The organism is Chryseobacterium sp. SIMBA_029, assembly GCF_046535275.1.
Taxonomy (GTDB): Bacteria; Bacteroidota; Bacteroidia; order Flavobacteriales; family Weeksellaceae; genus Chryseobacterium.
Genome location: NZ_JAWRXA010000001.1, coordinates 628408 through 643525 on the forward strand (window position 1 = coordinate 628408; position 15118 = coordinate 643525).

15 protein-coding genes are annotated in these 15118 nt (G+C 36.7%); 10 read left to right on the forward strand and 5 right to left on the reverse strand.

Annotated elements, in window-relative coordinates; genetic code table 11:
• Window positions 1-24: 24 nt before the first annotated feature.
• Both rsmG and SB679_RS02990 read right to left on the reverse strand, forming a co-directional pair.
• Window positions 25-660, reverse strand: a complete 636-nt coding sequence (rsmG, locus tag SB679_RS02985) for a 16S rRNA (guanine(527)-N(7))-methyltransferase RsmG (RefSeq protein ID WP_410700739.1) — start codon at window positions 658-660, stop codon at window positions 25-27.
• Between the two features lie 105 nt (window positions 661-765).
• Window positions 766-1593: a GLPGLI family protein gene (locus SB679_RS02990; protein ID WP_410700740.1), complete on the reverse strand. Its 828-nt coding sequence runs from the start codon at window positions 1591-1593 to the stop codon at window positions 766-768.
• A gap of 175 nt (window positions 1594-1768) precedes the next feature.
• Here SB679_RS02990 and SB679_RS02995 point away from each other — a divergent pair, with 175 nt between their 5' ends.
• The 5 genes from SB679_RS02995 to SB679_RS03015 all read left to right on the forward strand — a co-directional run bounded on the left by SB679_RS02995 (window position 1769) and on the right by SB679_RS03015 (window position 7420).
• The gene (locus tag SB679_RS02995; RefSeq protein WP_410700741.1) at window positions 1769-2962 is read left to right on the forward strand and encodes a pyridoxal phosphate-dependent aminotransferase; all 1194 of its coding nucleotides are present in this window, start codon (window positions 1769-1771) and stop codon (window positions 2960-2962) included.
• A 34-nt stretch (window positions 2963-2996) separates the two neighbouring features.
• Window positions 2997-5936, forward strand: a complete 2940-nt coding sequence (locus tag SB679_RS03000) for a M16 family metallopeptidase (RefSeq protein WP_410700742.1) — start codon at window positions 2997-2999, stop codon at window positions 5934-5936.
• A 148-nt stretch (window positions 5937-6084) separates the two neighbouring features.
• Window positions 6085-6717: a peroxiredoxin gene (locus SB679_RS03005; RefSeq protein ID WP_317739558.1), complete on the forward strand. Its 633-nt coding sequence runs from the start codon at window positions 6085-6087 to the stop codon at window positions 6715-6717.
• A 147-nt stretch (window positions 6718-6864) separates the two neighbouring features.
• A complete protein-coding gene (locus SB679_RS03010) occupies window positions 6865-7170 on the forward strand; it encodes a thioredoxin family protein (RefSeq protein ID WP_410700743.1) in 306 nt (101 codons plus the stop codon).
• A 1-nt stretch (window position 7171) separates the two neighbouring features.
• The gene (locus tag SB679_RS03015) at window positions 7172-7420 is read left to right on the forward strand and encodes a DUF6952 family protein (RefSeq protein ID WP_027375263.1); all 249 of its coding nucleotides are present in this window, start codon (window positions 7172-7174) and stop codon (window positions 7418-7420) included.
• A gap of 88 nt (window positions 7421-7508) precedes the next feature.
• Here SB679_RS03015 and SB679_RS03020 read toward each other — a convergent pair whose 3' ends face one another.
• Genes SB679_RS03020 through SB679_RS03030 form a run of 3 tightly spaced genes read right to left on the reverse strand, consistent with a single transcriptional unit; the run spans window position 7509 to window position 9743 of the window.
• Window positions 7509-8195, reverse strand: a complete 687-nt coding sequence (locus tag SB679_RS03020; RefSeq protein WP_410700744.1) for a Bax inhibitor-1 family protein — start codon at window positions 8193-8195, stop codon at window positions 7509-7511.
• Window positions 8196-8212: 17 nt separating this feature from the next.
• Window positions 8213-8659: a peptidylprolyl isomerase gene (locus SB679_RS03025; protein WP_410700745.1), complete on the reverse strand. Its 447-nt coding sequence runs from the start codon at window positions 8657-8659 to the stop codon at window positions 8213-8215.
• Window positions 8660-8708: 49 nt separating this feature from the next.
• Window positions 8709-9743, reverse strand: coding sequence for an acyl-CoA reductase (locus SB679_RS03030; protein WP_410700746.1), 1035 nt, complete (start codon window positions 9741-9743; stop codon window positions 8709-8711).
• Window positions 9744-9802: 59 nt separating this feature from the next.
• On the opposite strand from SB679_RS03030, the gene SB679_RS03035 reads away from it, so the two are divergent.
• From SB679_RS03035 to SB679_RS03055, 5 genes are all read left to right on the forward strand, one after another.
• Entirely contained in the window at window positions 9803-10153 is a 351-nt protein-coding gene (locus SB679_RS03035; RefSeq protein ID WP_034714414.1) for a 4Fe-4S binding protein, read from the forward strand.
• Between the two features lie 107 nt (window positions 10154-10260).
• Window positions 10261-11325, forward strand: a complete 1065-nt coding sequence (serC, locus tag SB679_RS03040; RefSeq protein WP_410700747.1) for a 3-phosphoserine/phosphohydroxythreonine transaminase — start codon at window positions 10261-10263, stop codon at window positions 11323-11325.
• A gap of 118 nt (window positions 11326-11443) precedes the next feature.
• Complete coding sequence (locus SB679_RS03045) at window positions 11444-12409, forward strand: D-2-hydroxyacid dehydrogenase (RefSeq protein WP_410700748.1); 966 nt, start codon at window positions 11444-11446, stop codon at window positions 12407-12409.
• Between the two features lie 3 nt (window positions 12410-12412).
• Window positions 12413-13657: a DUF1015 domain-containing protein gene (locus SB679_RS03050; protein ID WP_410700749.1), complete on the forward strand. Its 1245-nt coding sequence runs from the start codon at window positions 12413-12415 to the stop codon at window positions 13655-13657.
• 56 nt (window positions 13658-13713) lie between these two features.
• Complete coding sequence (locus SB679_RS03055) at window positions 13714-15117, forward strand: M28 family peptidase (protein WP_410700750.1); 1404 nt, start codon at window positions 13714-13716, stop codon at window positions 15115-15117.
• The last annotated feature ends 1 nt before the right edge of the window (window position 15118 follow it).

The following is a 15118-nucleotide window of genomic DNA, read 5'->3' on the forward strand; positions in this document are numbered from 1 at the left end:
AAAATATCACTCAATCCTATTAAATTAAGAATTAAAATTCCCTTTTGATACATAAACCACTTTTTTAGTATCAAAAAACTCTTCATCAAAATAATTTTTAAGGTTGTAAATTTCACATTTAATTCCGGCAAGCTCTTCTGCAAGCTCTCCGCCTTTCAAGTATAAAACACCGTTGTGTTTGGAATTAATCTGTTCTTTTTCAAATTTCCCTTTGAGCCATTTCAGAAATTCCGGCATCTGCGTTACCGCTCTGCTGACTACAAAATGAAACTTTTCTTTTACTTTTTCAGCTCTTCCGTGGATGGCTTTTACGTTTTTCAGTCCGGCTCCTTCAGCAACTGCATTAACTACGGTGATTTTCTTTCCGATAGAATCCACCAAAGTGAATTCTGTTTCAGGAAATAATATCGCTAAAGGAATTCCCGGAAAACCACCTCCGGTTCCGATATCCAGCACTCTGGTTCCCGGCTCGAATACCATTACCTTGGCAACTCCCAAAGAATGGAGAATATGCTTTTCGTAAAGCGATTCCATATCTTTTCTGGAAATCACATTGATCTTTTCGTTCCACTCATGATAAAGGGATTCCAATGATGTGAACTGCTCGATCTGTGTTTCGGTAAGATCCGGAAAGTATTTTAATAGTAACGATGTAGACATGTGAATTATTATAATCTGCAAAAATAACTTTTTATTGGCTTTATTCAAATTTTGAAGGCGGGTATATAAAAAAAGACTGCCTTTTAGCAGTCTTTTATTTTATTTTTAATCCATTTCAATGGGATTATTTGTTTTCCGTAACCTTTTGGCAATTTCAGCATCCATTCCGGCACCGCTTTTTTTCAGCTGATTGGTATCAAACTTACCAATATACCCGTCTTTTAACTGAATGCTCATCATTCCCGCTTTGGAATCCATATTCATGCTCTGGATGTCATCAGCGGCAATGAAGGTATAGTTTTTTATAATCTTTTTATATTCTTCTCTTGTCACCTGTTTGCTGCTCTTAGGAACAAGTGCAAAAAGTGATTGTATTTTTTTGATTTGTATTAAATTAAAAACATGGTTATCATCAGCATCTTTCAATTTTAAAACAACTCCCGGTAGTCCGCTGAACTTATAAGGACCATCACTGATAGGATATTCTTTACTGAACCACGCCTCCCATTTTCTACCTTTATAGTCGGTTGTTGCTTTTTGGCAGTTCATAGTATTAATGGTTGCAAATTCATTTTCTATTTTCCATTTCGGAGCATCGTTCTCTGTGATCAGCAGATTGACGCTTTTAAATTTATCATAGAAATTCACTGTTTTTTTAGCATACTGTTTTTCAATGATATAATTTAAGTTCTGGTCATAATGTTTACTCTGAAAGAGCGCGGCATTGTTTTTATCGGCAGTATACGCAGAATCTCTCTCATATTTTACAGCATTATAAAAATAAGATTTTTTACCGTCCGTATCCAGATTCATGTAATCCGTCACTACGGAATCTTTCTTTCCGGCGTCCGGCTTCATTTTATATTCATATACAAAACGATAGTTCTGCGCTGAAAAAAGGGTTGCAAATAATAAAAACAATAATCTGTACATTTTCAATACTAATTTGGTTACAATACCGTTAAATGCCGTAAAAGCCGGTCATTTAATCTTATTTCCAAATCTAATGATTTAATATAAACCTGACAAAATTCTTATAAACTAGAATTGTTTTTATTTCCCGGCAAGATGTTTTTATTATATATTTGTTACAATTCAAAAATACTACATGGACAAACTTTCAGATAGAGTAAAAAGACTAGGCTACTCTCAGACTTTTGTAATGTCTAACAAAGCCAGAGAAATGAAAGCCAACGGAATAGACGTTATCAGCCTGACCCTTGGCGAACCGGATTTTGATGTTCCAGACAATATAAAACAGGCAGCCTTTGATGCCATCAACGAAAACTACAGCCACTACTCTCCTGTTCCGGGATTTTTAGAACTGCGCCAGGCGATCGTTCATAAATTAAAAAGAGATAACAACCTCGAATATAAACCTACCCAGATCTGTGTATCAAACGGTGCCAAACAAGCTATTTTAAATGTTTTGGCAGCCATCGTTAATGACGGAGATGAAGTATTGCTTCCCGCTCCTTATTGGGTAAGCTATGATGAAATGGTAAAAATGATGGGTGGAAACTCTGTCATGCTTCCCGCTTCCTACATCACTGATTTCAAGATCACTGCGGAACAACTGGAAGAAGCGATTACTGAAAAAACAAAAGCTATTCTTTTCAGTTCTCCGTGTAACCCTTCCGGTGGATATTATACATATGACGAGTTGAAATCTCTGGCAAAAGCAATTGCCAAATATCCACATGTAACTGTGATTTCTGATGAGATCTATGAATACATCAACTACGAAACAAAAACTACTTCTATCGCCCAATTCCCTGAAGTATATGAGCAGACTGCCGTTATCAACGGAATGTCTAAAGCGTTTGCCATGACAGGATGGAGAATCGGATATTCTGCCTGCCCGGAATGGCTGGCGAAAGCATGTGAGAAAGTACAGGGACAGATGACCAGCGGCGCGAATACGGTAGCACAGAGAGCTTCTATCACAGCGCTAATGACAGATCCATCTGAATATAGATACATGATTGATGCCTTCAAAAAAAGAAGAGATCTTGTGTATGGCCTCATGAAAGAAATTCCAGGATTTAAAGTATTACTGCCGAAAGCAGCCTTCTACTTCTTCCCGGACATTTCTTATTATATCGGGAAAACTTTAGACGGAACAGAGATAAAAGATTCTGATGATTTCGCCATGTTCCTGTTGGAAAATGCACGTGTCGGATGTGTAGGTGGCGTTTCTTTCGGTAGTCCTGAATGTATCAGATTCTCTTATGCTGCATCGGAAGAAGACCTTACAGAAGCGATGAAAAGAATTAAAGATCTGTTGGCTAAATTCAATTAAATATAATTATTATATAAACATACGACTATAACACATGAATTTTTTTAAGAGAATCACAATTGTAACAAGTATTGCTGCGGCGAGTTTCACGGGCTATGCTTACGGACAGGATTTCCAATGGAAGGAAGCTAAATCGAATGGCTACTCCTATAAGTACGTCACCAACGACCCTACTTCAGCAAGATATTATACCTTAAAAAATGGGTTGACTGTTATTTTAAGCCCAACCAGTAAAGATCCAAGAATCCAGGCTTATATTGCGACAAAAGCAGGAAGTAAAACTGACCCCGCAGATCATACAGGACTTGCCCATTACCTGGAGCATATGCTTTTTAAGGGAACGGATAAATTCGGTTCTAAAGACTGGGCAAAAGAAAAACCTCTATTAGACCAGATTGATGCTCTTTACGAGAAATACAATAAAACAACAGACGAAACTCAAAGAAAAGCAATTTATAAGGAAATTGACAGAGTTTCCGGGGAAGCTGCAAAATATGCCATCGCCAACGAGTACGACAAAATGATGGCCGGAATGGGTGCTGATGGAACAAACGCCTTCACCTCTTTTGAACAAACCGTATACACAGAAGATATTCCTGCTAATGTAGTGGATAAATTCCTGGCTGTACAGGGAGAAAGATTCAGAGAGCCTGTTTTAAGACTTTTCCATACAGAGCTGGAGGCAGTTTACGAGGAAAAGAACAGATCTCTTGATGATGATGCTGACAAAGTGTATGACATGATGTTTGCCAGCTTATTTCCTAATAACAACTACGGAAAGCAAACCACCATCGGAACGATCGAGCATTTAAAGAACCCTTCTCTTAATGCCATCAGAAATTATTTCAACAGTTATTATGTTCCTAATAATATGGGAATCATTATGTCCGGAGATTTCAACCCTGATGAAATGATTGCCAAGATAGATAAAGCCTTTTCTTATATGAAACCTAAAACGGTTCCTGAATATAAGGTAGGACAGGAAAAATCAATCACTGCACCAATCGTTAAAGAAGTAGTAGGTCCAAATCCTGAAAATGTAATGCTTGGCTTCAGATTTCCGGGTGCCACCACAAAAGATGCGAGATTACTTAATTTAGTAGGTAATATGCTTACCAACGGACAGGCTGGATTAATTGATCTTGACTTAGTAAAAAAACAAAAATTATTAGGAGCCTATGCTTTCCCATATGTTTTAAAAGACTATTCAGTTCTTTTATTACAGGGGAAACCTACCGAAGGACAATCATTAGACGAAGTGAAAAACCTTCTTCTTCAGGAAATTGACAAACTTAGAAAAGGGGAATTCTCGGATGACCTGATTCAGTCTATTGTTAATAATGAAAAGAAAAGTATCATTCAGAAAGATGAAAAATATTCTTCAAGAGCAAGTATCCTGATGGATGAATTTACTTCTGATATTGATCATAAAGCTTCTTTGGAATATGTAGACGAAATATCCAAACTTACCAAAAAGGATATTATGGATTTCGCTGCAAAGTATCTTCAAAACAACAATTATGTAGCGATCTACAAGAGAAAAGGTGAAGACAAAAGCATTGTAAAAGTAGATAAGCCTACAATTACTCCCGTTTCTGTAAACAGAGAAGATCAGTCACCTTTCCTTAAAAAGATCGATGAAATGCCGGAAAACGCTATTGCTCCGGTATGGCTGAACTATGATAAAGATATCGCCAAAAACAAATTAGGAAGTGTAGATGTATTGTCTGTAAAAAATACGGATAACGCCCTGTTCAGATTATATTATCACTTTGATTCCGGGAAATGGAACAATAAAATTCTTCCTCTGGCAGCAGAATACCTTCAATACCTGGGAACAAAAAACAAATCTTCTGAAACCATCAGTAAAGAATTCTACAAACTGGCTTCAAGCTTTAATGTAAGCGCCGGAAATGAAGAAACCTATGTGTCTCTCGAAGGGCTAAATGAAAACTTTGCCCAAACCGCTTCTCTGTTTGAAGATCTGATCAAAAACTGTCAGGCAGATCAGGAAGCATTGGATGCTTATAAAATCAGGTTAAAGAAGGCCAGAGCGAACGCAAAACAGAACAAAGGAACCATTATGGCCGGACTTAGAAGTTACGCGCAGTATGGTCCTCAAAACCCGTTCAACAACGTATTAAGTGATGCTGAACTGGATGCGTTAAAGGCAGAAGACCTTATTAATGTACTTCATGACTTGTTCAATAATAAGCACAGGGTATTATATTACGGACCAAAATCCGGAAATGAAGTTACGGCCGCTCTGACAACGGTACACAAACTACCTACTACCCTGAAAGAACTTCCAAAATCTAAAACTTTTGCTCAGATCCCAACCGATAAGAACAAGGTTTTATTTGCTCATTATGATATGGTGCAGGCCGAAGTTTTCTGGGTAAGAAATGCTGATCAGTATAATTCATCAACAACGCCTACCGTAAGCTTATTCAATAATTATTTTGGTGGCGGAATGGGTTCTATCGTGTTCCAGACCATCAGAGAGTCTAAAGCATTAGCCTACTCAACCTATTCTTACTTTGCACTTCCAAGCAAAAAAGAAGATAAGGATATGGTAATGGCGTACGTTGGAACTCAGGCTGATAAATTCAATGAGGCTACAACCGCGATGAACGAACTTCTTACTGATCTTCCAAAATCAGATCAGTTATTTGAAACAGCAAAAAGCGGATTGAAAAAAACCATCGCTTCTGAAAGAATTACTCAGGATGGAATCATCTTCTCTTATTTAAAAGCCCAAAAGCTTGGAAATAATTTTGACATGAGAAAGAATGTGTACGAGCAGGCTCCGAAGCTGGCGTTCACGGACATTAGTAATTTTCATGACAAACAGATGAAAGGTAAAAACTATACATACTGTATTGTTTCCTCTCAGGATAAAGTGAACGAAGCCGATATGAAAAAACTCGGAGAAGTGAAAAAGCTTAATCTAACCGAAGTATTTGGTTATTAAAAGATAATGAAAAGCCCTGAATTCAGGGCTTTTTTCTTTAGGATCAATCAAAAACAATTATAGATTCTATTTATCGATATTGATTTGTTCGATAGACAGAATATTTCTATATTTGCATCAGAAAATTTAAATATAAAAACCGAAAATTATGTCTTTAGTAGGAAAAAAATTCCCAAATGTAGCAATTGACGCAATGTCTGAAATGGGTGATGATCTTAGAATCAACATCTTCGAAGAAACCACTAAAAACCAACAAAAAGTTATTTTATTCTGGTACCCGAAAGATTTCACTTTCGTATGCCCGACTGAGCTTCACGCTTTCCAAGATGCTTTAGGTGAATTCGAAAAAAGAAACACAAAAGTAATCGGTGCTTCTTGTGATACTAACGAAGTACACTTTGCATGGTTAAACACAGCAAAAGACAACGGAGGTATTGAAGGAGTTACTTACCCTCTTTTGGCAGATACACACAGACAATTGGCTAACGCTTTAGGAATTGTAGATCAGGATTTCGAATATGATGAAGAAGGTAATGAAAACTTCACAGGTTCTAACGTTACTTACAGAGCAACATACCTAATTGACGAAACTGGAAAAGTATTCCACGAGTCTGTAAACGATATGCCTCTTGGAAGAAATGTAAAAGAATATTTAAGATTAATCGACGCTTATACTCACGTTCAGAAGCATGGAGAAGTTTGTCCTGCTAACTGGGAAGAAGGAAAAGATGCTATGAAAGCTGACAGAAACTCTACCGCTGAATATTTAGCAAAAAACTAAAATTTTAATATAACAATGTAGCAATCTAATTGTCTAATAATGTATTTTGAGCATCCAAATAGTTTACTAATGAATGTTCACGAAAAATCTCATTTAGATTGGTAAATTATTAAATTGCTACATTGTTAAATTTGAAAAATATAACAGATGTATACAGAACTAACAGAAGATACCTTACAAAATATCGTAACCGATAATGAAAAAGTAGTCGTTCAATATGGGGCAACCTGGTGTGGAAACTGCAGAATCATGAAACCGAAGTTCAAAAAATTAGCCTCTGAAAATGAAGGTATTCCATTTTTATACGTAGACGCTGAGAAACTTCCGGAAAGCAGAAAATTAGCAAAAGTGGATAACTTACCTACTTTCGCTATCTTCAAAAACGGTGAATTGGTGAATCAGGTTCAGTCTAACCAGGCGGAAAGTTTAATTAATTTATTTAACGAATTATAATATGAAACTACCTGTAATAAGACAATTTTATCAGAATCAGACGCCTGAAAACCTTGAAAAAACACTGGAAGTTTTAGAAAGCTTCTCTGAGTTCAGAGGAACCAGTGAAGAAGATTTAAACGTTGCCGGAGAATTGATTACCAACATTTGCGGAGCCTTAGAAGTTCACGCCAATGTACAAAACGGAATGAGCGAAAAAGATGCTTTAAATTCTTTTGCTCAGAAAGTTTTAGGCTCCATTGACAAGTAGTCTCTATCCAACATACTACTCCTAAAAAAGTAAAAATCCCGATGAATTAACATCAGGATTTTTTGGGTTTATTATTTTTTTTATCGTCTTAGCTTCTTCTGCTCATTAAAATACTCAAAAGATACCAGAACAATAACATGATCGAAGCAAAAAGCTGTAAAGAAGCTCCCACATACTGATTGGTAGCATACGAATCTTTAAGCTTGCTGGTCTGATACAAAATCGTTGCCGAAGCTAAAATTACCATTCCTACCGAGAACCACAGTCCAAGATTAAATCCGAAAAGCATTCCGCCTACAATTAATCCCAGAGCAATAAATCCTCCAATAACGATGACGTTTCTTAAAAAAGAAAAATCTCTCTTCGAAGTAAATGCGACTGCAGAAATCCCTGCAAACATCGCTACCGTTAACGTTGCAGCCTGGAAAATAACTTTCGGCCCGGAATACACCATTGCGATATAAATCAGCGGCAGGAAAATAACTGCTTCAAGCAGAATATAGAATCCAAGTCCAAAATACTGTGTTGACCTGCTTTGTGAAAGCGACCATTTATTCGCTAAAAAGGAAGCCAGCCAAAAAACACCTATTATTAAAAGCCATATATATCGCTGGGCGAACATGGCAAAAATAAGCTGCTCTGGAACTATTTTCAATAAAACAGTTTCAACTCCTATAAATGCAAGAATTGACAAAGCAACATGCAGGTATGTTTTCTTATAAAAACTTGCTTTTTCCACGTCGGTGGAATTCGCAACTAAAACATCTGTCATCATAATTTATATTTTTTTAATTATTCACTCTTACTTAAGGGTTTAACCCCTAATATTTTACCGTTTTCCTCAAACACAACACTTACTACTCCCTGAGCAGCTGAATCTCCTTCATATTTGTACTGAATCACCGGATAATTAGAACCGTCTGCCACAGGCATATAGTCAGATTTTAAAACCTCAAATTTTTTCGTAACATCAATTCCATCTTTAACTTTCTTGAGGACATCATCAGTAACTAAGGTTTTTACTTTTTCAGAAATCAATTCGTCCATCGCCTTACGGTCTGAAGACTTTAATGCATTGACAAATTCAAAGAATTTCCCGTTATACAATTTGATTTTTTCTTTGCTCAGTTCCGACTGCGGAGCTGTTTTCTGACTCTCCTGCACTTTCATGTTTACCACTTCTTGTGCAAAGAAAAACTGTCCGAAAAGAACAACAAGTCCTAACATTAATTTTTTCATACTATTGATTTCTTGGATTGGGTGAAATAAGTGATTGAAGATACGAAAATCAAACCAATTCCAAAAATTTCATCGTATCTACATTATCTGCATATGTATCCAGGCCCGGGTTTTGAGCCTCCCCAAAGTGGATTGAATCCAGACCCAACTCTTCTTTAGCCACGATACACTGAATACTTTCTCCGTTTTCAGCAATGAAATTTTTAACATCATCTAACGAAGAATATCTGCTGAAATGAACAACAGAAAGTGGACTGAATAATTTATCATCCTCTTTCAGCATCACAAAATTATTATCCCAGAATTTATCCTGATTCAATAAAAACACAGCCCTGTTATAATCATAATTGTTCGCATATTTATTATGATTGATAATATCCTTATACTCAATAAAGCTTTCAAACAGCCTGTCAATCAGGAAGTCATCCGGAATAAAGATACGGGTTACATTCCTGCATCCCAACCCGAAATACTGGAAAATATCTTTCGCCAGCAATTGCAGTTCTTCCGGGGTTTCATCCCCTTTCAGTACTGCCGCAGAAGTTCTGTTTTTACGGATGATGCTTAGGCTGTTTTTAAAATAATATTCTAAATATCTTGCCGTATTATTACTGCCGGTAGCAATTACTGCATCGAAATCTTTTAACCGTTCAACAAACTCATAATCAACTTGATTATCAGAAAATTCTTTCCATTTTTTCAGTAAAAACGGAACCATATACTTATCTTTTGAAGAAAGTTTGATCACCGGAATATGATTGCTCAGCACCACCGATATCACATCATGAAATCCTACCAAAGGAATATTCCCCGCCAAAATAAGTCCTACCCTTTTGGTGATCTTGGAGATCGAATAGTCTTTAAGCCAGTTTTTTATATTTTCCTCAGTGAGTAAACCTGACCACTGCTGTAAGGCAAATTTCTGATTATCAATAGTAAACCACGGATTTTCAATTTCAGATTTCTTCAACAATAATTCAAAATCTAAATCATTATCATTATATCCTTCTGGATTCTTTGCTAAAAACTCTTTTATATAATCGCCTAGCTTAATAAGTCCTAAAACTTGTTTTTCAATATTCATAATTGCTGTAAAATTGGGGAATATTTTGTAATTTTGTGCAAATTTAAAAAAAATTAGCGATGGCTATTAAAATAACTGATGAATGCATTAATTGTGGGGCCTGCGAACCGGAGTGTCCAAATAATGCAATATATGAAGGAGCAGTAGACTGGAAAGCTTCCGAGGGTACTGAGCTTAAAGGTACTGTCACATTGCCGTCAGGTCTTACTGTAAATGCAGATGCACCGCAGGAACCTGTAAGCGATGATGTTTATTTTATTGTTACAGACAAATGTACAGAATGTAAAGGATTCCATGAGGAACCACAGTGTGCGGCCGTTTGCCCGGTAGATTGCTGTGTTCCGGATGAAGATCATGTGGAATCTGAAGAAGCGCTGCTTAATAAAAAAGCGTTTTTACACGGTGAATAAAAAAACGCCGTCTCATGAAGTATGGGACGGCTTTTTTACCTATAAATCTTAAATAAATCTAGTAAAATGCAAGTCCGCAAGTTCTTGCACAACCAAAAAATAAAAATATGAGCAAAAAGCACAACTTCAGCGCAGGACCATGTATTTTACCTCAGGAGGTATTCGAAAAATCAGCAGAAGCTATTTTAGATTTTAATGGTATCGGGCTTTCTCTTTTAGAGATCTCCCACAGAAGCAAGGATTTCGTTGCTGTTATGGATGAGGCGCGTGCCATTGTAAAAAGATTAATGAATCTGGGTGATGATTATGAAGTTTTATACTTAGGAGGGGGTGCCAGCCTGCAGTTTGCAATGGTTCCTTACAACCTGATGAAGGTAGGAGGAAAAGCCGCTTATATCAATACCGGAACCTGGGCAGCAGGAGCTATCAAAGAAGCTCAAAAGCTGGGAACAGTGGATGTGGTAGGTTCTTCAAAAGAAAAAAATTATTCATTCATTCCGAAAGATTATACGGTATCTTCAGAATATGATTATTTCCACTGTACTTCAAACAACACCATCTACGGAACCCAGATGAAGTCTTTTCCGGAAGTGGATACATTGATGGTATGTGATATGAGTTCTGATATTTTTTCAAGACAACTGGATTTTTCTAAATTTGATCTGATTTATGCCGGTGCTCAGAAAAATATGGGACCTGCAGGAGTTACCTTAGTGGTGATTAAAAAAGAAATCCTTGGAAAAACAGGAAGAGAAAATATGTTGTCTATACTAGATTATTCTCAGCATATTTCAAAAGAATCAATGTACAATACGCCTCCTGTTTTCCCTGTGTATGCTACGTTATTGACACTTCAGCATCTTGAAAGAAACGGAGGAATTGCTGCTGCTGAAAAAAGAAATGAAGCAAAAGCAAAACTTTTGTATGATGAAATAGACAGAAACCCTCTGTTTGAAGCATTTTGTGTAAAAGAAGACCGTTCTTTAATGAATGTTTCTTTCCAGATCACAGACGAAAGTAAAAAAGAAGCATTTGACAATGCCTGGAAAGCGGCAGGAATCAGTGGACTGAACGGACACAGAAGCCTTGGAGGCTACAGAGCCAGTCTGTATAATGCTTTACCGATTGAAAGCGTACAGGTATTGGTAGACGTAATGCAGTCCATAAACTAATCAATGTAAGTATTAAAAAATTCAAAGATAGAAAGCTGGAAATGCAGTTAATTTAAATTGATTAATTTGCAGGCCTATTTAAAATTTTTCAATCTTTGAATTTTAAATTAAATAAACTATGAAAGTCTTAGCTAACGATGGAATCTCCAAAGCAGGGGAATTAGCCTTACAGGAAGCAGGAATTGAAATTCTGGACAACAGAGTTGCCCAGGACCACGTGATCAATTTTATCAACGAAAACAACGTGGACGTTCTTCTGGTAAGAAGCGCAACTAAAGTGAAGCAAGATATTATTGATGCCTGCCCCGGCCTGAAAATTATTGGGAGAGGCGGTATCGGAATGGATAATATTGATGTAGAATATGCAAAAAGCAAAGGAATACAAGTAATCAATACCCCTAATGCGTCTTCAAAATCAGTGGCAGAACTGGTTTTTGGACATTTCTTTTCATTGGCAAGGTTTCTTCACGAATCCAACAGATTAATGCCTTTAGAAGGAGAAACTCATTTCAATGCGATGAAAAAATCATTCAGCAACGCCTATGAGCTTTCAGGAAAAACATTAGGAGTGATAGGGTTTGGAAGTATTGGCCAGGAAGTCGTAAAGATGGGAATTGCCTTAGGGATGAAAGTAAGTGTATTGACCCGTAAAGTTAAAACAAAAACACTTACACTGGATTTTTTTGACGGACAGTCAGTTCATTTTGAAGTAACTTCCACGACTGATTCTGATGAATTCCTGAGTAATGCAGATTTTATCAGTATCAATACTCCGCAAACGAATGAATATATCATAGATACCGCCCAGTTTGAGAAAATGAAAGACGGCGTTTATATTGTAAATACTGCCAGAGGCGGTGTGATCAATGAGGTAACTCTGATCGATTATATTGAATCCGGTAAAGTGGCCGGTGCAGCATTGGACGTTTTCGAACGCGAACCCAATCCTGAAGTCCTTTTACTGATGAATCCATCATTATCGCTTTCTCCGCATGTAGGAGGAAACACGGTAGATGCTCAGGAAAAGATCGGAGTTGAGCTTGCAGAACAAATTATTAAGCTACAAAAAGAAATTATAAAATAAAATATGCCTGTTTTTAAACCTTTCCGTGGAATAAGACCTCATAAAGACTTTGAGAGCACTTTCCCTACGCATCCTCTTGACAATTTTACCCAGGAAGAGATTGCGGAGAAGGCTCAAGTTGAAAATACTTACATCAATATGATAAAACCTTATGTTGTAAGTAAATCTAAAGATATTGACCGGAACTTAAGAAAAATACGTTCTACTTTTGAAGAACTTCTGGAAGAGAAAACACTGGTCCAGGACAGTTCGGCTTATTATCTTTATGAGCAGATCTATCCCAGTAAACAGGTGTTCAGAGGCCTGCTAGGCCTTGCCAGCATAGAAGATTTCTGGAACGGGAAAATTAAAAGGCACGAAAGTACCATCCCTCAAAAGAAAGAAAAACTGGCTCATTATCTGGAGAAAGTAAATCTGCAGGCTGAACCTGTACTGCTTACCTATCCTTCCAATTCAAAAATTGAATTGCTGATGAACCATGAGGAGAAAAACGTTCCGATTTTCAACCATGTGGATTCTATAGGCATCAGACATAAAATATGGCGTATCGACAACCGTCTGAAACTACAGCAGTTTAAAGAAGTGATCGATCAGATTGATTCATTCTACATTGCAGATGGTCACCACAGGATCGGTTCTACCGCTCTGAATGCAAAACGTAATAAAGACAAAAACAAGAGACATAACGGTACGGAAGCGTATAATTTTGTATACAGTTTTATCGTTTCCAACCAGTCGATTAAAATTCATGACTACAACAGGATTTTAAGCGATATTGACGGCATTTCGAAAGAAGACTTTTTACAGGAGCTTGAAAAGTATTTTCTGATTCATGAAAAAGGAGAAACGGCATATTTTCCTTCACAGAAATTCCATATGTCAATGTATATGGACGGAAAGTTCTATTCACTTCACGTAAAACATGACCTCCGTTCTGCAGAAATGTCATTGGATAATGTTGACCACCATCTTTTAGATAAATACATCTTTAAAAATATTCTGAAGATTGAAAACTCTGACAGTTCAGACAAAATCTCCTATATAAAAGGGACATCTAACATCCAGGGAATTAATATTTTAAAAGAAAAAATAGACAATGGTGAAGGAAAAGTAGGTTTCGGAATTTATCCTGTAAGTTTTAATGATATGATTAAAATTTCAGACCTTAAACTAAGCATGCCACCAAAATGTACATTCATTGAACCAAAATTGGTTACAGCATTACTGATGTATGATATGAAACCTTAAAATATTCCTATTTTTTCGCTACTTTTATCAGCGGAAAAAGAAATGGTCTATAAAAAATGAAAAAAATATTCATTATACTTCCACTCTTTTTGAGTGGATTTTTATTTTCTCAAAAAAAACCTCAAAAAAAGCCGGTAAAAAAAGGAATCGTTGTAAAATTAAACTACCAAGATGAGTTTAAAAAGATCTCGGATGAGATCATGACCAACGGAGCCGCTTACGAAAACCTTGGAGAATTAACTAAAGGTATAGGATCTCGTTTCAGTGCAACGCCAGGCTATATGAAAGCCGTAGAATGGGCCGAAAAGAAGTTTAAAGATGCTGGTATTGAAATGATCTGGAGACAGGAGGTAAAAGTTCCTGTTTGGATACGAGGAAAAGAATCTCTACAGATAAAAGCCGGTAATGGAGATTGGAAAAACATCAGAATGCTGTCTTTTGGAAATTCTGAAGGAACCGGAGGGAAAGATCTTACAGGGGAAATTGTTCAAATTAATACTGTTTCTGAGCTTAATTCTTTATCCGTCGGACAATTAAAAGATAAAATCGTTTTCGTTAATCTCCCGATCGATCCAAAAATCATTAACACCAGTGATTCTTATTTAATTACCGCAAAATCAAAATTAATTTCAGCTTCTGTCATTTCAAAAACAGGGGCAAAAGCTTTAATTATAAGATCTTTAACAACAGCATCCGATGATACGCCTCATGCGAAAATGGTCTATTATGAACCTGATGATAAAGTTAAAATTCCCGCTTTATCAATTGGAGTAAGATCTGCTGATGAATTGGAAAAGTTATTAAAAAAGCAAAAAGTAACCGCAAAATTAAATATGTCTGCCGAATCAAAAGGTGACACCACCAATCCGAATATCATTGCTGAAATTCAAGGTAAAAAAGATTCTAAAGTCATTGTTTTGGGAGCTCAGCTAGATTCATGGGATTTCGCAGAAGGTGCCCACGATGACGGTACCGGTGTGGTTCAGTGTATTGAAGTATTGAGAACCTTGAAAGCACTGGGCTATGAAAATAACCATACGATCAGAGTGGTACTATACGCAAACAGTGAAAACGGCGGACAGGGACGTGACATGTATGCAGCGTACGTTAAAAAGAGGGATGAAAAACATATTTTTGCTTTAGGAACAGATGCCGGAGGATATTCACCAAGAGGGTTTTCATTAGATATGTCTCCTCAGAGAAGAAGATTGATATTTGATTGGAAAAGCTATTTCCTTCCTTACGGCATTTATGATTTTGATCAAACCGATGCCATTCAGGATATTTCTCCGTTGAAAAAGCTGGACATTCCTTTAGCCGAATTGGTCGTGGATACCCAAAGATACTTTGATTATCACCATTCTGTAGAAGATACTTTCGATAAAGTAAGTAAAAGAGAGTTGCTGCTTGGTGCAGTTGCCATGACACAGCTTATTCTGATGATTGATAAAAACTGGTAAA